A 15,112-nucleotide genomic window follows, 5' to 3' on the forward strand; every position below is an offset into this window, starting at 1 on the left:
GGTGGTACTATGGTGAGAACTATGCCCGTAGACAGGCTGAGCGACGATGAGATTAGGGAGATTTTGACAAAGTACAGAAAGATCGCCCTCGTGGGCGCTTCACCTAAGCCCGAACGCGACGCAAACGACGTGATGCGCTACTTGATCGAACACGGCTATGAGGTCTATCCCGTGAACCCCCGCTATTCTGAAGTCCTCGGAAGGAAGTGCTATCCGAGCGTTCTTGATATTCCCGACGAGGTGGAGATAGTCGACCTCTTCGTAAGGCCGGAGTTCACGATGGACTACGTCGAACAGGCGGTAAAGAAGGGTGCAAAGGTCGTCTGGTTCCAGTTCAACACCTACAACAGGGAGGCGTTCAAAAAGGCCAAGGAAGCTGGCTTAATAGCTGTGGCCCACCGCTGCATAAAGCAGGAGCACGCGAGGCTGACTGGCTAACCCCGATACCTCAGCACGTGGATGTCCCTGACGAGTTTGTGCCTCTCCTCGTAGTCAGTGTACTTTCCAAGAACTTCGAAGCCGAGCCTGGCCAGCCACTTCCTCTCCTTTCTGTATATCCCCCCTCCGCTCAGCCTGTAGGCAGGGAAGACGAAGACCACCCTTCCGTTTCTCTTGAGAACGTCGCCGAAGCTCTCGAAGACGGAATAATAGAACCTGTCCAGCTCGTTCGCTAATCTTATTGCCTCCCCTCTGCTCGGGTTCCTTTTGAGGGGCTTTCCGAGGTAGGGTTCCGTAACTACCGCGTCGAACCTCTGGCGGAAGCAGCGCTTCAGCTTCCTCGCGTCGCAGACCTCAAGGTGTGCCGAGTTTTTGATCCGGAACTCCTTCCTGAGCCATGAGAGGTTCTTCTTGGCTTCGCTTATTCTCTCCGGATCTCGGTCGCTTCCATAAGCTGAAAGCCCTTGAAGGACAAACTCCTGGACTATCGTCCCTATGCCGCAGAAGGGATCCAAAAAGCTGCCCTTCCTCACTTCCGTTAGGTTTACCATTATCCTCGCGAGTCTGGGAGGGATGGAAAGGATGGGCCTCTGAACCGGTCTCTCCACGTCGAGCTTCTTCAGCTCGAACGGGTCGGTAACCTTCACGGTCTCTCCGACCCAGAAGCTCCCGTCCTCACGGGAAAGAAAGACGAAGTCCTTAACCTCGGGGAAGCCTTTCAGGATTAGTTCAGCCGGCATCGCGTAAACTTTAGCCGGCTTAAAGAACTTTGAGGGCCCCTCGGCTTTGAACTCCCTCTTTACCGCGCTTCCCAGCTTCCGCCAGAGCTTCCAGTCGCTCTTCCCGTAGAGGCTGACCGTGAAAAGCCTCGCATATTCGAGTTCTTTTATGGCATCTTCGCCTTCACTAAGGATCTTCACCAACTTGAGAGAGCCGCCGAGCCAGTGGAAGTAGCGCTCAAGCTTGGGGCTTGAGTTAAATACCATCCAGTCACGGTTGGAGTCAATGATTCCAACCTTTAGGTTGAACCTTCTCACAAACGCATGAAATTCCGCTTCACTCAGGAGGGGATTCTTTCCGAATATCACGGCGTACATAGTCGTTCACTCCGCTTACGGTCTTAAAAACGTTCCGAGGGTTAGATTAATAAGAAGAAGCGCGTAATATACTAATTGAGGATTTGGGTAAAATCTACAATCTAATGGGGGATATGTCGTATGATTGCCAAAGAGGTGCTGGCCTCCGTTGAGGTAATTCCAGACCCCTATATAAAATCTGCAACTTATGCTAAAATTGGTGAGAGATTAGCCAAAGCAAGGGACAACCTCTACAAGACCGCCTTTCTCCGCGCAATTGAAACTGCAAAGGAGATAGAGGACCCAGTGACGATGTTCCGTGCCCTCCTTTCCGTTGGGTACTCAATGGGTCGTGCGGGACTCAAATCCGCCAAGAGAATATACCAGGGGGTTCTCGAGGATTCCAGGATGCTTCCGAAGGCCCAGAGGGACCTGATAATGCAGAGTGCCGCCGGCTACATGCTGGCTCTTGGTGAGGTTAATGAGGCGATAACCTACGCCCTGGAGATAGAGAATCCAAAAGCCCGGAACGAAATGCTCCTTGAAATACTGCGCGTCAACACCAGGATGATAGGAAAGGAGCACCTGAAGGTGGCATACAGGCTCAGGAAGAGCAAGCTAATCGTTGACTACATAGATTCTGAACCATATCGCTCAAAGGCTATGCTGGAGCTGATAAAGGCCTATCTGTTCCTGGACAGCTATGAGAACGCCATATCCCTCCTTCTGGAGGTTCAGGTTAAGGACTGGGCCAAGCAGGCCTTCAAGGAGGTCGCTTTCTATCTAAAAGAGAAGGACGTGCTTGGTCATTACATAGACGCCCTGGAGACGGTTGCCAACGACCTCATCAGAAAGTTTGGAAGAGACTTCACGGTGGAGCTGGCGTTTGTATTCGCCCTCAGCGGTGAGGGTGTGCCCGCCCTTGACCTCATAAGGCGCCTTGAGAACAGCGACTCCATCATCGTTGAGATGGCACTGGAGCTCCTCGAAAGGGATCACGATGTGTTGCCCAGCTTCATCTCTGCCATGAATGAGGAAGAGGTGGCCCTCGTCGGGAAGGTCGTTATGAACAAGATCCTTGAGAATCCGAAGAAAGGTAGCTGGGCGATAGTTAAAGCTATCGGAAACGGAACCTCCAGCGAGGAGGTCTGGGCCAAGATAGCCCGCTATCACGTCCTCAAGGGTGAGCTGGAGGGAGCGATGAGAATAGGAAGCCTCATACAGAGCGAGAGACTGCGCTCGATAATAATGGCCGACGTTGCTCACCACTTGGTCAAGAGGGGAGAAGTTGAGAGGGCCATCGATGCAGCGCTTGAGGTCAGAAACTCGAGGTTCTCTTCAATACTGGTCTCCGAGATACTCATCAAGGCTCTGGAGCAAGAGCTTCCGGGGAGGGTTAAGTCATGGAACGGCTCAAGGCACTGATAGGACGAAAGGAGGACAGGGTTGACTTCGTCAGCTACCTCATAACCATCCTCCTGACAAACAAGGAGCTTTACTCCGACGAGATACTGTTCAGGGACGCTGTTGAGGAGATATACCGAACCCTCCGCTCGGAGGTGATGGATAACGGCAGAAAGGACTTGATTGATGCCTACGAGAAGGCGGTTCTCCTGAGGGCGGTCGTTTCCGGCTCGATTGAGGCCCCCGATAAGCTTTTACTGGAGATAAAGAAAGGACTCACCCGGTGGGAGTGATGCTGTTTGAAGTCAAGATCTCCACCGAGGAGAAGTTCCAGATAGTTGATATAACCGACGAGATTCAGCACCTCGTGTGGAAGAGCGACGTGACCAGCGGCATCGCTGTTGTTTTCACGACCCATACCACGACTGGTCTCGCCATAAACGAGAACGAGGCTGGGCTTATTCAGGACATTAGGGCAAAGATGAAGGAACTGATTCCTAAAGGCGAAGGCTACGCCCACGACCGTATAGACAGCAACGCCCACTCACACCTGAGGGCGATCCTCCTTCTGAACCCAGAGGTCGTCGTACCGATAGAGAACGGCGAGTTGCTCCTCGGAACCTGGCAGAGAATCCTGTTCATTGAGCTGGACGGCCCGAGGCACAGGAAGGTCCTGGTGAAAATCTGCAGGTGCTAGACGTACTGTGCGTAATACGCCAGCCTCCTGATTAGCTCGTTGAACCCCTCGTAGGTGACCAGTGACAGGGGTATTGCATCCTGCTCAAGGCGCTTCTTTATTATCTGCCTTATCTCCTCTACCCTCTCCCTCGGCACGAGGTCTATCTTGTTTATGACAACTATTATGGGCTTCTCGTAGCGGAACTTGAGCATGTGGTGAAGCTTCTCCATGCCCCTGTGCAGGCCGACCGTGGCATCGACCATGTGGATGACTATGTCAGACGAGACTATCTCGTTGATTATCTCCCTGAACTTCTCCTCACTGAGAACCTTTCCCCTGAACTCCCTCTGGGGGTCGAAGAGCCCGGCGGTGTCTATGAGGACGAACTCGTCGGCTCCTCCTAGGGGGTTCTTCATGCTCTTCGGTATCTTGAGCTTTCCGAAGCGTCTCCGTATCGTCCCCTTGGTCGTCCCGGGGAGGTTCTCCACCTCTGAAATTTTACCTCCTATGAGGGCGTTCATGAGCGTTGACTTGCCGACGTTCTCGGCACCGATAATCGCAACCTTTATCATACCCTCACCCCACAGATATTTACAAGGCTGGCCTATAAAGGTGATGAGCATGCCCAAGCGGGTCAAACTCGGTCATCATTACTATTACATCGTTACGGTTGATGAGCTGAATTCCGGTGGTTTTCGCGGTAAGAACGTCGTCATCGAGGGCACCATCGAGGACAAGCCTCTGGTGGAGTTCCTCCCCATGGAGTTGCCTGGTTACAGGACGACCTTTAAAGTTTCCGGCCTCAGGGTGGAGTTCTCGGGAAGCCCGTGCCTCGGAAAGGGCGAATGGGTGAAGGTCTATGGGAGATTCCTCGGCGACTGCATAATGGCGAGCGCCATCGAGACCGAGAGGGCAGTTTTCACGACGGAGGAGTGAAAATGTCCCTTCTCGACCTTTTCCTGGAAGCCGGAAACCTGAAGAGGCTCCCCAGAACTGGCTGGCTCCTCAGGGGTGTTTCAAACCCCGAGAGCATAGCAGACCACAGCTACCGAGTGGCGTTGATAACCCTCTTTCTGGCCGATGAGCTAAAAGCGAGAGGCGTTGAGATAGACGTTGAGCGGGCCCTCAAGATAGCCCTTCTCCACGACTTGGCGGAGGCGAGGGTCACAGACATACCTCTGACGGCGCAGTACTACCTCGACAAGGGCAAGGCCGAGAAGAAGGCGGCGATGGAGCTCTTCATCAAAACATCGAGTCCGAGGGAGTACTTCAGGCTGTGGAGGGAGTACGAGGAGGGGCTTAGCTTGGAGGGCAGGCTCGTGAAGTTCGCCGACAAGCTGGAGATGCTAATTCAAGCGTATGAGTACGAAAGGGCCGGCTTTTCCAATCTCGACGAGTTCTGGAAGGCCGTGGATTCCCTCCGGAAGAGCGAGTTCTACGGGCACTTCCGGGAGCTGGTGGAGGGGCTTGTGGCCTTGAGAAAACAAAATCGTTAACGTTAATTCTTTTGTTTGCTCAAAACGTTTAAATACACGCTTCTGCCCATTCCATTGGTGGTTCCAATGAGGTGGAAGGGCATTGCACTTATGGCTCTCCTCGTGCTCTCCGTTATCTCAGCTGGTTGTATAAACGGCTCCGGAAACTCCGAGCTAAAAGAAACCACCCTCGTGGTCTTTCATGCCGGTTCTCTGAGCGTCCCTTTCAAGCAGCTGGAAGATGAATTTGCCAAATACGCGGAGGAAAACCTCGGTTATAAGGTCACCTTCCAGGACGAGGCGAGCGGGAGCGTTAAAGCCGTTAGAAAGGTCACCGACCTGGGCAAGAAGGCCGATATTGTTGCCGTCGCTGACTACACCCTCATTCCCCAGCTGATGGTGCCGAACTTCACGGACTTCTACGTCCTCTTCGCCACCAACGAGATAGTTATAGCCTTCACAGAAAAGAGCAAGTACGCCGAGGAGATGAAGGCTCACCCGGATAGATGGTACGAGATTCTCGCGAGGCCCGGCGTTAGTTTTGGCTTCTCCGACCCGAACCAGGACCCCTGCGGTTACAGGAGCGTCATGGTCATGAAACTGGCCGATTACTACTACGGCAAACCGGTATTCGAGGCCCTAGTCGAGAGGAACACGAACATATACTTCAACGGGAGCATAATAGTTGCTCCAAAGGAAATCCAGGTGAAGAGCGATAAGGTCGTCATAAGGCCCAAGGAGACGGATTTAACGGCCCTCGTGGAGAGCGGGAGCCTGGACTACTTCTTCATCTACAAGAGCGTGGCAGAGCAGCACAACCTCACCTACATAACCCTCCCGGACGAGATAAACCTCAAGGACTTCAAGATGGCCGACTTCTACGGCAAGGTAAGCATCTACATCGGCTCCACCGGGAAAACGATAAAGGCCAAGCCCATCGTCTACGGCGTTACCGTTCCGAAGGACGCGCCCAACAGGGAACTCGCCCTTGAGTTCCTCAGGTACCTCCTGGGCGAGAACGGGAGAAAGGTTTTCCAGGAAAACCACCAGGACTTCATCTGGCCGCCCAGAGCTTTCGGAAACGCTCCGAATGAGATCAAGGACGAGGTCAAGGTTGAGGGGTGAGGTTTTTATTCCCCTTTATCCAACTCTATGGGGATCGCCATGGGGAGGGATTACACGCTCTACTTCTTTGCAGCCCTGGGGAGCTTCCTAATCCTCTACATAGCCCTGCCCCTGCTCGTCATACTGGCAAAGCAGGCCTCGGACGTGAATATGCTCCTCAAAACCCTTCACGACCCCTACGTTATCGAGGCCCTCAGGAACTCCCTCCTTACAGCGACAGCGACCGCTTTGATAGCACTTCTCTTCGCCGTTCCCCTCGGCTACGTTCTGGCGAGGAAGGAGTTTCCAGGAAAGAGCCTCGTTCAGGCCCTGGTTGATGTTCCCATAGTCATCCCGCACTCAGTCGTCGGAATAATGCTCCTCGTTACCTTCTCCAGCGCAATCCTCGACAGCTACACCGGCATAATAGCCGCGATGCTCTTTGTTTCGGCCCCATTCGCGATAAACGCCGCGCGAGATGGCTTCTTAGCTGTTGACGAGAAGCTCGAAAACGTTGCCAGAACCCTCGGGGCGTCGCGTATGAGAGCGTTCTTCTCAATAGCGCTCCCGATGGCGTTTCCGGCCATAGCGAGCGGGGCCATAATGACGTGGGCTCGCGCTATAAGCGAGGTGGGTGCGATACTCATCGTCGCGTATTATCCTAAAACGGCCCAGGTTCTCGTTATGGAGTACTTCAACAACTACGGCCTGAGGGCTTCGAGACCGATTTCCGTTGTCCTTATCGTGATGAGCCTCACCGTTTTCGTTATCCTGCGCTGGCTCGTGGGGAGGAAGGCCAATGCTTGAGGTAAGGTCGGTTTCCAAGGACTGGAAGGAGTTCCGGCTGAGGGGAATAAGCTTTGACGTGAGCGAGGGGGAGCACTTCATAATCCTCGGCCCGAGCGGGGCCGGGAAGACTGTGCTCCTTGAGATAATAGCGGGCATAATCGAACCCGACGACGGAAAGATAGTCCTCAACGGTGAGGACATAACCCACTTCCCTCCCGAGAGGCGTGGGCTCGCTTATATCCCCCAGAACTACGCCCTCTTTCCCCACATGAGCGTTTTCGACAACATAGCCTTTGGACTTAAGCTCCGGGGGGTTCCAAGGTCTGAAATCGAGAGGAAAGTTAAGGAAATATCCGGGATTCTGGGAATAGACCACCTCCTCCGCAGAAAACCGAAGACCCTGAGCGGTGGCGAGCAGCAGCGCGTGGCCATAGCGAGGGCCCTTGTTGTGGAACCCGAGCTTCTGCTCATGGACGAGCCATTCGCGAACCTCGACGTCCAGACCAGGGCGAAGCTTTTAGGAGAGATGAAGCGCTGGAAAAGAGAACTGGGCTTCACGGCGTTGCATGTCACCCACTCCTTCGAGGAGGCGGTTAGCTTGGGCGACAGGGTAGGCGTTATGCTCAACGGAAGGCTTGTGCAGGTTGGCCCCGTCAGGGACGTCTTTTCGAGGCCGACGAGCGAAGAGGTCGCTCGCTTTTTGGGATTTGAGAACATCATAGAGGGCACTGCGGAGGGAAGAATTCTGAGGAGCAACGGGGTCGAGATAGAGCTTCCCGCCGAGACCATGGGCAGGGTTCGCGTTGGCCTAAGGCCGGAGGATATAATACTCTCCCTTGAACCCATCAGGAGCTCGGCCAGAAACGAGTTCAGGGCAACTGTCGAGTCGGTTGAAGAGCTCGGCCCGCTCGTCAGGGTTCATTTGAGAATCGACGGGTTACACCTCAGGGCCTTCATAACCCGCTCCTCGATGCTGGAGATGGGAATAACGAAGGGAAAAGAGCTCTACGTCAGCTTCAAGGCGAGTGCATTACATGTGTTCTGAGCTTGTCCTTTATCTCCACGGGCAGGTTCTCGTATATTTCCTTCAGAGCACTGATCAGCTCGACCAGTTCCTTCGCCGTAAGCACCTCTGTCATCGGCCCCAGCTCAAGAACCAGCGCCTCGTATTCCTCAGGGGAGACCTCCTCCAGCTCATCGAGGTGCTCGCTCTTGCGGGGTATCAGGTTGACCTCTCCGATCTGCCTCGATGAGGGTATATCAAGCTCCTCCTCCGGAATCGGAGTCTCCCTCGGACAGTCAAGCCTTTCCACGAGAATCTTGATGTCAAGGACCGGCGTCCCGTCCATCGCGTCTATCCAGTCGATGTAGAGCCTGTTCTCCTCGATGCGGTTTATTCTCACCGCGTAAATCGCCAGAGGGTTTGGCCTGACCGGTGAGCGCGTGGCAAAAACTCCCCTCAGCGGATTCTCCGGGTTGTTGTAGGGGTGAACCTTCAGGACGTTCCTCCTTTCCGGGGTGTCGCTGGCGTGGAACCAGAGGATCAGCTTTATCCAGTCGCCCTCGGCGAGGCCGTCCATAGCTTCCCTGAACTCCGGGAGGATCTCGATGAAGGTCTCTCCGTCCTTTCTCACGTAGCCGACGGGAACGAGTTTGAAGGGCTCGAAGTTCATAGCCATCACCCGAAAAGAAAAGGGACTCAGGTCCCGTGCTCCCAGCTTTCCAGGTATTTTCTCTGCTCCTCGGTGAGCTCCTCGATTTTTATCCCCATCGAGGCGAGCTTTATGCGAGCGACCATCTCGTCTATCTCCCTCGGGAGCACGTAGACCTTCGGCTCAAGTCTTTCGTGGTTGTTCAGTATGTATTCGGCCGCCTTCGCCTGCAGGGCGAAGCTCATGTCCATTATCTCCGCCGGGTGCCCGTCTGCCGCGGCAAGATTTACAAGCCTGCCCTCAGCGAGAAGGTAAAGCCTCCTTCCATCTTTGAGCTTGTACTCGGTTATGTTCGGCCTAGGCTGGTTTATTTCAACTGCAAGAGCCTCAAGGTCCGGTTTGCTTATCTCCACGTCGAAGTGGCCGGCGTTGGCTAAAATGACCCCATCCTTCATGACCTCGAAGTGCTCTTTCCTTATGCAGTTGATGTCGCCCGTCGAGGTGATGAAGATGTCGCCTACCTTAGATGCTTCCATCATGTCCATGACGAGGAAGCCGTCCATTCTGGCTTCCAGAGCTCTAATCGGGTCCACCTCAACGACTATCACCGTCGCGCCCAGTCCCTTTGCCCTCATCGCTATGCCCCTGCCGCACCAGCCGTAGCCGACAACGACGACGTTCTTGCCCGCTATCAGCAGGTTGGTGGTTCTCAGGATTCCGTCCCACGTTGACTGGCCGGTGCCATATCTGTTGTCGAATAGGTATTTCGTATAGCTGTCGTTCACCGCTATGATTGGGAACCTCAGCACGCCGTCCTTCTCCATGGCGCGGAGCCTTATGACGCCCGTTGTCGTTTCCTCGCTCGCCCCCCAGAGTCCGTCTATCAGCTCGGTTCTCTCCTTCAGCACCGTCGAGACCATATCCGCGCCGTCGTCTATGATGATGTTCGGTTCTATGTCGAGCGCCTTGTGCATGAACTCATAGTACTGCTCCCTGTCCTCCCCGCGAATCGCGTAGACCTTGACCCCTGCCTTTGCCAAGGCAGCGACAACGTCGTCCTGGGTTGAGAGCGGGTTGCTGGCCGCCGCCGAGACCTCCGCACCGGCAGCCTTGAGCGTGAGGAGCAGGAAGGCGGTCTTCATCTCAAGGTGCAGTGTTGCCGCGATCCTGACTCCCTCGAAGGGCCTTTTCTCCTCGAAGTCCTTTCTTATTGCCTGGAGAACAGGCATGAACCTAGAGACCCAGTCTATCTTTTTCTCGCCGTCCGGGGCCAGGTTGATGTCCTTAACGCAGTAATCCCTCGTACAGTTCATCATCATCACCGCAGGGTTTTTAATCAAAGACATTAAAAAAGGATTGGTGTTCCCATGATAGTTGACCTATCGGTGCCCCTCTCAGAGGATACGCCGGTCTATCCCGATGATCCAGGGATAAGCATAAGGCTCTGGGCCGTCATCGACAGGGACGGCTACTACATGAACGTCCTGAAGATGGGGGAGCATTCTGGAACGCACGTTGACGCGCCGGCGCACTTCGTGCCGGGGGGGAAGACCATCGACGAGATGCCCCTGGAGAGATTCGTGGGAAGGGGAATGGTCGTTGACGTGAGGAATGGTGAGGGACCTATAAGGCTCGACGAGATTCCGGACGAGGGATACTTTGACAGGATCGTGCTTTTCCTGACTGGTGGCAGGGAACTCTCTCCGGAGGTGGCTCTGTTTCTCGTGGCCGAGGGAATTAAAGCCGTTGGTACTGATGCAATGAGCATCGGAGACGATGCCGTCCACAGGATACTCCTCAGCGAGGAGGTGCCGGTGTTTGAGAACCTGACCAACCTGGAGGCCCTCGTAGGAAAAGACTTCACGTTCGTGGCGTTTCCTCTCAAGATCGAGGGTGGTTCCGGGAGCCCCGTAAGGGCAGTGGCCTTTGTGGAGTAAACTGCACCTGATTCCCGGTCGGTTAACCCTCCTGAAAATTATCCTTGCTCGTTTCGTTTCAGTGATCTTGCTTCTTTTTGCCGCTCCCTTCTCTTCTCCTTCTGCTCCCTTACGTAGGGATACCTCATTATGTGGCCGCAGTTGAGGCATTTGATAACGACGTGGGGGTACGGCTTATCCCTGAGCCTCACCCTGGCGTTAACGCCCGGAACGAGGAAGGAATGGCATTTCTTGCAGTATCGCCTTTTCCACTTTCTCGGCATCCTTATTCTCGCTTTCTGCTGAACCGCGAGGGCTATCTCAACGTAGCGGTTGGCCAGCTCCGGCTCATAGGGGAAGACCCTCTCAGCGAGGGTGAAAAGGGTCTCAATCCTCTCTCGGGCAATCTTGCGCTTTTCCCTCTGCTCCCTCTGGCGGATGAATTTCTTTGACATGACATCACCTTATCAGCCTTAGTTTCCCCGGGAACGGTTCGTATACGTATCCGGCGGCTATAAACTTTTCAAGGAGCTCTGTGGCATCCTCTCCTGAGAACCCGTCCTTCACAAGTTCCCGGATGAAGTCCTCCCTCGTTACCTCGTTTGCAGGGCTTACTGATGCCAGGTCGTGCAGTATCTCCAGAGCTCTTCTGGCCTTAAGCGTTCCCGGGACGTACATCCGGTATTCCCTCAGGAGCTTTATCATCTCCGAGGGATGGTCCTTGAGAACGACCATCCAGTCGTTCACTATGGCCTCGTTTATCAGCTTGACCTCCTTGGCGGCCCTCTTGGTAATCCTCCCGTTGAACCGGACTATCGAGCCGAAGACTCTTTTGCCCAGCTCCACCCTAAGCCTAACGCTCATCGGTCCACTGGGGGCTGTTAACGCCCTGAATGGGTCTCCGTAGTCATCCCTTGACTCCCTGAGCCACCTCAGAAACTCCTCCTCAACCGCGTGGGTCTTTTTCCGGTCAAGGGCGCCCAGCCTTTCTCTCTGGATGAATATTGTGACGAGGAGGTTGGGGATGAGCTGGAGAAACTCCTGGTTCTCCTCGAAGTAGGGTTTTTCCTCCGAGGGTACGAGCACGAAGGGCGTCTCTGAGAGCCTTGCCATCCTGTCGAGGGGATTAGCGTCGACATTCTTGGGGAGCAGACCAATGGCACGCTTGCTCAGTATTCTTTCGGCGACCCACTTGGGCAGGCTGACGGTACCTCTCTTTGTCGGCGGGGTGTAGTACCTCATATCGCTTCCGTTGGGGTTTCCGAGCCTGAAGTCTATGCCAAGAAACGGGTCGTCTATTTCAAGAACCCTTTTTCTGGTGAGGCGAACCTCCCAGGGAAGGCTTGAGTAAAAGTACTTTAGGGCCTTCCAGAGGGCCAAGAGCCCGGAATCCTCCCGGTATTTAAACACGGTGAACTCGAACCCCTCACCCCAATCCTCGCCCGGTATGTAGGGGACGCCGTATATCGAGTAGATGAGGGCCTTTCTCATATCGTCGCGTAGGTAAACCGTCCTCTCGAAGAGGTCGAGAACCTCCCGTCTGCTCAGTGCAAACTCGTGGTAGTCCTTCCAGTACTCCGAGTAGTCCCTCCCCTCGATCCTTGCCGCGCTGACCATCCGGAGGTTTCCCCAGGGATATGCGTCGATGATTCCCTTCACAAGCACGTAGCTTCCGGGCTTTGTCCTGCCGGAAAGGGCCGTTTCTTCCGTCACCCTAACAACGAGATACGTGCGGAAGTCTCCCCTGCGCAGGGATGACAGTTCCGAGGGCGACAGGGGGGAGAGCATGTAGTAGAGGGCATCTTTCGGTGCGTAGGGCGGCTTCCTGCCCAGCAGAAAACCTGCTATCTCAATTTCATCCCCGTTTTTGAGCCGCTGGATCTTCATCTGAAACTCTCTCAGCCTTTTCCCGGGACTGAGCGGCTCTCGTGTTCTTTCCAGCCTCAGCAGTTCAACTAACTCCTCCATCATCCACCCTCATCGACCGCAAGATTTATAAATGCACCGCGACAGGTATAGAACGGTACGGCGGTCATAGCGGCGGGGTCACACCCGGTCTCGTTTCGACCCCGGAAGTTAAGCCCGCCAGCGATCCCGGTTGTACTGCCCTCCGGGAGGGGGCGGGAAGCCGGGGACGCCGCCGGCCAATCAAACGCCCGGGTGGTGTAGCCAGGCCCATCATACGGGACTGTCACTCCCGTGACTCGGGTTCAAATCCCGACCCGGGCGCCATAGAAACTTTTACCAAGCAAAAGTTTCATCAAAGTTTGTGGTTCCCTTTAAATTTGTCAGTTTGAGGGGGATTCCATCGAAACACGCTGGAGTGAATTTTGAAAATTCTGCTTTTGTTATTTTGCTTTTTAATGGGAGTTCAATTTTAACCGACACCCGAAGAGCGTCAAAGAAGAGGAACTCCTTGAGAAAGGCATTGATGGGGAATTCAAATCCAAAACAGCTCGTAAAAGGAATCCTCTTGAGTTTTAGCATTCCAAAAATGAACCACAAGCCTTGATCAAACTTTGCCTGCGCGAAGTTTGTGTGGCGGGCCGGACGGGATTCGAACCCGCGGCCACGGGGTTAAAAGCCCCGCGCTCTAACCAGGCTGAGCTACCGGCCCACGCCCGATGGGATAACTGCGAGGAGATTTTATAAGCTTTGCCCCGGAAACTTTGTGCAGGCAAGCTTCCCTGCTGCGAAAACTACTTAAACATTTTTGGCCAACCTAACAACAGGTGAGGTCGTTGGTAAGCAAGAGGGAAGAGGAATATCTCGAGACCATGTATATCCTTCACAAGAACAAGGGCGTAATAAGGGTCAAGGACATCGCCAAGATGATGCGCGTCAAGCCACCGAGCGTGGTGGATGCCCTGAAGAAGCTCTCGGATAAGGGACTGGTGGAGTACGAGAAGTACGACCGGATTCTGCTCACCGAGGAGGGCAGGGAGATAGCCGAGGCAACCTACTCGAAGCACCTGCTCCTCACGCAGTTCTTCATCGACATCCTGGGCATTCCGCCGGAGATAGCCGAGCACGACGCCTGCCAGTTCGAGCACTACGTCAGCGAGATAACCGTGCAGAGGATAAGGGAGTTCGCCCAGTTTATTCAGGAGCAGTGCCCCTATGTCCTCAAACAGTTCATAAAAGAGAAGCTGGCCGAGAACGCCGAATCCAAGTGATTCCCCCAAACTTTTGCTATTCTTTAAGAAAGAAAAGTGGAATCAAAAGACCCCGCCGAGGTAGGCGAAGTACGCCACGAATATCAGAGACAGGACGTACATCAACGGGTGTATCTCCTCTTTTCTGCCACTGAAGAGCTTGAGTATCGTGTAGCTGATGAAGCCTATGCCTATTCCATCGGCTATCGAGTAGGTGTAGGGTATGGTTATGAGCACGAGGAAGGCTGGAATCGCCTCGGTGTGGTCCGTGAAGTTCACTTCCTTGATGGCGCTCAGCATGTAGTAACCCACTATGACGAGTGCCGGAGCCGTTGCGAAGGCCGGTATGGCCTGAGCCAGCGGTGCTATGAAGAGGCCTATGCCAAGGAAGAGCAGGCCGGTGACGAGCGCCGTCATCCCAGTCCTCCCGCCCTCCTCTATTCCGGCCGCGCTCTCGATGTAGGTCGTGACGGTTGAGGTTCCGAGGACTGCTCCCACGGTGGTGCCTATAGCATCTGTGAGGAGAACCTTTTCGGCGTCGGGAACCTTGCCCTCTCTAGTCAGAAAACCTGCCTTGGCGCTCAGGCCCGTAACAGTTCCCAGCGTGTCAAAGAAGTCCACCATGAAGAAGGCGAACACTACTCCTATCGCACCGACGTTGAGAAGGCCCTGGAGGTCCATCTGCATGAAGGTGTAGCTGATGTCCGGCGTTGAGAACAGGTGCTCGGGCCAGGGGGCCAGGCCGGTGACCCAGCCGATAATGCTCGTGGCGAGGATTGAGATGAGCAGTGAGCCCTTAACGCGGAGGGCTATAAGAACCATCGTCAGGAACAGGCCGAAGAAGAAGAGCAGTATTTCACCGCTGGTCAGTGCAGAGGCGTTGAGTCCCGTGAACTGAAGTACTCCCGCGTCATTCACGACCGCCGTGAGGAGACCCACGTCGTTCAGACCTATGAAGGTCAGGAAGAGACCTATGCCGGCTCCTATCGCATACTTCTGACTTATGGGTATCGCATGGATTATTGCGCTCCTCACCTTGGTGACGCTGAGGGCGATGAAGATTAAACCCTCAACGAAGACCGCGGCGAGGGCAACGCGCCAGTCGTAGCCCATTCCCAGAACAACGCTGTAGGCGAAGTAAGCGTTTAACCCCATTCCCGGGGCGAGGGCGAAGGGCTTCTTGGCGTAGAGGCCCATCAGAATGGTCGCGAAGCCAGCGGCCAGAGCTGTGACGGCGACGAGTGAATTGAATGCCTCCTTACCCATGGCATCGCTGAGTATAGCTGGGTTCACGAAGAGGATGTAGGCCATGGTCATGAAGGTAGTCATTCCGGCGAGCACTTCGGTTTTCATATCCGTGCCGTGCCTATCAAACTCGAAGTAGTTCTCAAACCATCCCATGAGTTTCACCCCTTGAGTTGACT

Annotated in this window: 19 protein-coding genes, 2 tRNA genes and 1 rRNA gene; 13 read left to right on the top strand and 9 right to left on the bottom strand. The window is 54.5% G+C overall.

Annotated elements, in window-relative coordinates:
* Positions 1-9 precede the first annotated feature (9 nt).
* Positions 10-438, top strand: a complete 429-nt coding sequence (locus tag E3E25_RS01070) for a CoA-binding protein (RefSeq protein WP_167891497.1) — start codon at positions 10-12, stop codon at positions 436-438.
* Here the strand turns inward: E3E25_RS01070 and E3E25_RS01075 are convergent.
* On the bottom strand, positions 435-1,535 hold the full coding sequence (locus E3E25_RS01075) for a TRM11 family methyltransferase (RefSeq protein WP_167891498.1): 1,101 nt from the start codon (positions 1,533-1,535) through the stop codon (positions 435-437). The genes E3E25_RS01070 and E3E25_RS01075 overlap by 4 nt on opposite strands.
* A 120-nt stretch (positions 1,536-1,655) precedes the next feature.
* On the opposite strand from E3E25_RS01075, the gene E3E25_RS01080 reads away from it, so the two are divergent.
* Genes E3E25_RS01080 through E3E25_RS01090 form a run of 3 tightly spaced genes read left to right on the top strand, consistent with a single transcriptional unit; the run spans position 1,656 to position 3,615 of the window.
* On the top strand, positions 1,656-2,939 hold the full coding sequence (locus tag E3E25_RS01080; RefSeq protein ID WP_167891499.1) for a prenyltransferase: 1,284 nt from the start codon (positions 1,656-1,658) through the stop codon (positions 2,937-2,939).
* The gene (locus E3E25_RS01085) at positions 2,918-3,211 is read left to right on the top strand and encodes a hypothetical protein (RefSeq protein ID WP_167891500.1); all 294 of its coding nucleotides are present in this window, start codon (positions 2,918-2,920) and stop codon (positions 3,209-3,211) included. The genes E3E25_RS01080 and E3E25_RS01085 overlap by 22 nt, the downstream gene beginning before the upstream one ends.
* Positions 3,211-3,615, top strand: a complete 405-nt coding sequence (locus tag E3E25_RS01090; protein ID WP_167892559.1) for a secondary thiamine-phosphate synthase enzyme YjbQ — start codon at positions 3,211-3,213, stop codon at positions 3,613-3,615. Before E3E25_RS01085 ends, E3E25_RS01090 begins: the two co-directional genes overlap by 1 nt.
* Here E3E25_RS01090 and E3E25_RS01095 read toward each other — a convergent pair.
* Positions 3,612-4,169, bottom strand: a complete 558-nt coding sequence (locus E3E25_RS01095) for an Era-like GTP-binding protein (protein WP_167891501.1) — start codon at positions 4,167-4,169, stop codon at positions 3,612-3,614. The two genes, E3E25_RS01090 and E3E25_RS01095, sit on opposite strands and share 4 nt — an antisense overlap.
* 49 nt (positions 4,170-4,218) lie before the next feature.
* Between E3E25_RS01095 and E3E25_RS01100 the strand changes: the two genes are divergently transcribed.
* From E3E25_RS01100 to wtpC, 5 genes are all read left to right on the top strand, one after another.
* A complete protein-coding gene (locus E3E25_RS01100; RefSeq protein WP_058938761.1) occupies positions 4,219-4,533 on the top strand; it encodes a hypothetical protein in 315 nt (104 codons plus the stop codon).
* A 2-nt stretch (positions 4,534-4,535) separates the two neighbouring features.
* Positions 4,536-5,093 (top strand): HD family hydrolase, encoded by a 558-nt coding sequence (locus E3E25_RS01105; RefSeq protein ID WP_167891502.1) that lies wholly within the window; start codon positions 4,536-4,538, stop codon positions 5,091-5,093.
* Positions 5,094-5,159: 66 nt separating this feature from the next.
* On the top strand, positions 5,160-6,197 hold the full coding sequence (gene wtpA / locus E3E25_RS01110) for a tungstate ABC transporter substrate-binding protein WtpA (RefSeq protein ID WP_167892560.1): 1,038 nt from the start codon (positions 5,160-5,162) through the stop codon (positions 6,195-6,197).
* 39 nt (positions 6,198-6,236) lie between these two features.
* On the top strand, positions 6,237-6,983 hold the full coding sequence (wtpB, locus tag E3E25_RS01115; RefSeq protein WP_167891503.1) for a tungstate ABC transporter permease WtpB: 747 nt from the start codon (positions 6,237-6,239) through the stop codon (positions 6,981-6,983).
* Complete coding sequence (gene wtpC, locus E3E25_RS01120; protein WP_167891504.1) at positions 6,976-8,010, top strand: tungstate ABC transporter ATP-binding protein WtpC; 1,035 nt, start codon at positions 6,976-6,978, stop codon at positions 8,008-8,010. Before wtpB ends, wtpC begins: the two co-directional genes overlap by 8 nt.
* On the opposite strand, the gene tsaA is transcribed toward wtpC, so the two are convergent.
* Positions 7,982-8,638 (bottom strand): tRNA (N6-threonylcarbamoyladenosine(37)-N6)-methyltransferase TrmO, encoded by a 657-nt coding sequence (gene tsaA / locus E3E25_RS01125; protein WP_167892561.1) that lies wholly within the window; start codon positions 8,636-8,638, stop codon positions 7,982-7,984. The genes wtpC and tsaA overlap by 29 nt on opposite strands.
* A gap of 26 nt (positions 8,639-8,664) precedes the next feature.
* On the bottom strand, positions 8,665-9,930 hold the full coding sequence (locus E3E25_RS01130; protein ID WP_167892562.1) for an adenosylhomocysteinase: 1,266 nt from the start codon (positions 9,928-9,930) through the stop codon (positions 8,665-8,667).
* 54 nt (positions 9,931-9,984) lie between these two features.
* Between E3E25_RS01130 and E3E25_RS01135 the strand changes: the two genes are divergently transcribed.
* Positions 9,985-10,554 (top strand): cyclase family protein, encoded by a 570-nt coding sequence (locus tag E3E25_RS01135; RefSeq protein ID WP_167891505.1) that lies wholly within the window; start codon positions 9,985-9,987, stop codon positions 10,552-10,554.
* A gap of 38 nt (positions 10,555-10,592) precedes the next feature.
* On the opposite strand, the gene E3E25_RS01140 is transcribed toward E3E25_RS01135, so the two are convergent.
* Both E3E25_RS01140 and E3E25_RS01145 read right to left on the bottom strand, forming a co-directional pair.
* Positions 10,593-10,988 carry a ribonuclease P protein component 4 gene (locus tag E3E25_RS01140; RefSeq protein WP_167891506.1) on the bottom strand — a complete coding sequence of 132 codons (396 nt, stop codon included), beginning with the start codon at positions 10,986-10,988 and terminating at the stop codon, positions 10,593-10,595.
* 4 nt (positions 10,989-10,992) lie between these two features.
* Positions 10,993-12,504: a hypothetical protein gene (locus E3E25_RS01145; RefSeq protein WP_167891507.1), complete on the bottom strand. Its 1,512-nt coding sequence runs from the start codon at positions 12,502-12,504 to the stop codon at positions 10,993-10,995.
* Positions 12,505-12,557: 53 nt separating this feature from the next.
* Here E3E25_RS01145 and rrf point away from each other — a divergent pair.
* Both rrf and E3E25_RS01155 read left to right on the top strand, forming a co-directional pair.
* Positions 12,558-12,679: ribosomal RNA gene (rrf, locus tag E3E25_RS01150) — 5S ribosomal RNA — on the top strand.
* Positions 12,680-12,687: 8 nt separating this feature from the next.
* Positions 12,688-12,765 (top strand) — tRNA-Asp (locus E3E25_RS01155).
* Between the two features lie 9 nt (positions 12,766-12,774).
* On the opposite strand, the gene E3E25_RS01160 is transcribed toward E3E25_RS01155, so the two are convergent.
* Both E3E25_RS01160 and E3E25_RS01165 read right to left on the bottom strand, forming a co-directional pair.
* On the bottom strand, positions 12,775-13,020 hold the full coding sequence (locus tag E3E25_RS01160; protein ID WP_167891508.1) for a hypothetical protein: 246 nt from the start codon (positions 13,018-13,020) through the stop codon (positions 12,775-12,777).
* 52 nt (positions 13,021-13,072) lie between these two features.
* Positions 13,073-13,150, bottom strand: a tRNA-Lys gene (locus E3E25_RS01165).
* A 124-nt stretch (positions 13,151-13,274) separates the two neighbouring features.
* Here E3E25_RS01165 and E3E25_RS01170 point away from each other — a divergent pair.
* Positions 13,275-13,709 carry a metal-dependent transcriptional regulator gene (locus tag E3E25_RS01170; protein WP_167892563.1) on the top strand — a complete coding sequence of 145 codons (435 nt, stop codon included), beginning with the start codon at positions 13,275-13,277 and terminating at the stop codon, positions 13,707-13,709.
* Positions 13,710-13,751: 42 nt separating this feature from the next.
* On the opposite strand, the gene E3E25_RS01175 is transcribed toward E3E25_RS01170, so the two are convergent.
* Positions 13,752-15,089: an NCS2 family permease gene (locus E3E25_RS01175; RefSeq protein ID WP_167891509.1), complete on the bottom strand. Its 1,338-nt coding sequence runs from the start codon at positions 15,087-15,089 to the stop codon at positions 13,752-13,754.
* Positions 15,090-15,112: the final 23 nt, after the last annotated feature.

The organism is Thermococcus sp. MAR1 (genome assembly GCF_012027305.1).
GTDB lineage: Archaea > Methanobacteriota_B > Thermococci > Thermococcales > Thermococcaceae > Thermococcus.

Bases quoted from the DNA above. Each gene is read 5' to 3' on its own strand.
- tsaA (WP_167892561.1), bottom strand. From the start codon at position 8,638: ATGAACTTCGAGCCCTTCAAACTCGTTCCCGTCGGCTACGTGAGAAAG.
- E3E25_RS01160 (WP_167891508.1), bottom strand. From the start codon at position 13,020: ATGCTAAAACTCAAGAGGATTCCTTTTACGAGCTGTTTTGGATTTGAA.
- E3E25_RS01100 (WP_058938761.1), top strand. From the start codon at position 4,219: ATGCCCAAGCGGGTCAAACTCGGTCATCATTACTATTACATCGTTACG.
- E3E25_RS01070 (WP_167891497.1), top strand. From the start codon at position 10: ATGGTGAGAACTATGCCCGTAGACAGGCTGAGCGACGATGAGATTAGG.
- E3E25_RS01090 (WP_167892559.1), top strand. From the start codon at position 3,211: ATGCTGTTTGAAGTCAAGATCTCCACCGAGGAGAAGTTCCAGATAGTT.
- E3E25_RS01095 (WP_167891501.1), bottom strand. From the start codon at position 4,169: ATGATAAAGGTTGCGATTATCGGTGCCGAGAACGTCGGCAAGTCAACG.
- wtpC (WP_167891504.1), top strand. From the start codon at position 6,976: ATGCTTGAGGTAAGGTCGGTTTCCAAGGACTGGAAGGAGTTCCGGCTG.
- wtpA (WP_167892560.1), top strand. From the start codon at position 5,160: ATGAGGTGGAAGGGCATTGCACTTATGGCTCTCCTCGTGCTCTCCGTT.
- wtpB (WP_167891503.1), top strand. From the start codon at position 6,237: ATGGGGAGGGATTACACGCTCTACTTCTTTGCAGCCCTGGGGAGCTTC.
- E3E25_RS01080 (WP_167891499.1), top strand. From the start codon at position 1,656: ATGATTGCCAAAGAGGTGCTGGCCTCCGTTGAGGTAATTCCAGACCCC.
- E3E25_RS01085 (WP_167891500.1), top strand. From the start codon at position 2,918: ATGGAACGGCTCAAGGCACTGATAGGACGAAAGGAGGACAGGGTTGAC.
- E3E25_RS01175 (WP_167891509.1), bottom strand. From the start codon at position 15,089: ATGGGATGGTTTGAGAACTACTTCGAGTTTGATAGGCACGGCACGGAT.
- E3E25_RS01130 (WP_167892562.1), bottom strand. From the start codon at position 9,930: ATGAACTGTACGAGGGATTACTGCGTTAAGGACATCAACCTGGCCCCG.
- E3E25_RS01140 (WP_167891506.1), bottom strand. From the start codon at position 10,988: ATGTCAAAGAAATTCATCCGCCAGAGGGAGCAGAGGGAAAAGCGCAAG.
- E3E25_RS01135 (WP_167891505.1), top strand. From the start codon at position 9,985: ATGATAGTTGACCTATCGGTGCCCCTCTCAGAGGATACGCCGGTCTAT.
- E3E25_RS01075 (WP_167891498.1), bottom strand. From the start codon at position 1,535: ATGTACGCCGTGATATTCGGAAAGAATCCCCTCCTGAGTGAAGCGGAA.
- E3E25_RS01105 (WP_167891502.1), top strand. From the start codon at position 4,536: ATGTCCCTTCTCGACCTTTTCCTGGAAGCCGGAAACCTGAAGAGGCTC.
- E3E25_RS01145 (WP_167891507.1), bottom strand. From the start codon at position 12,504: ATGATGGAGGAGTTAGTTGAACTGCTGAGGCTGGAAAGAACACGAGAG.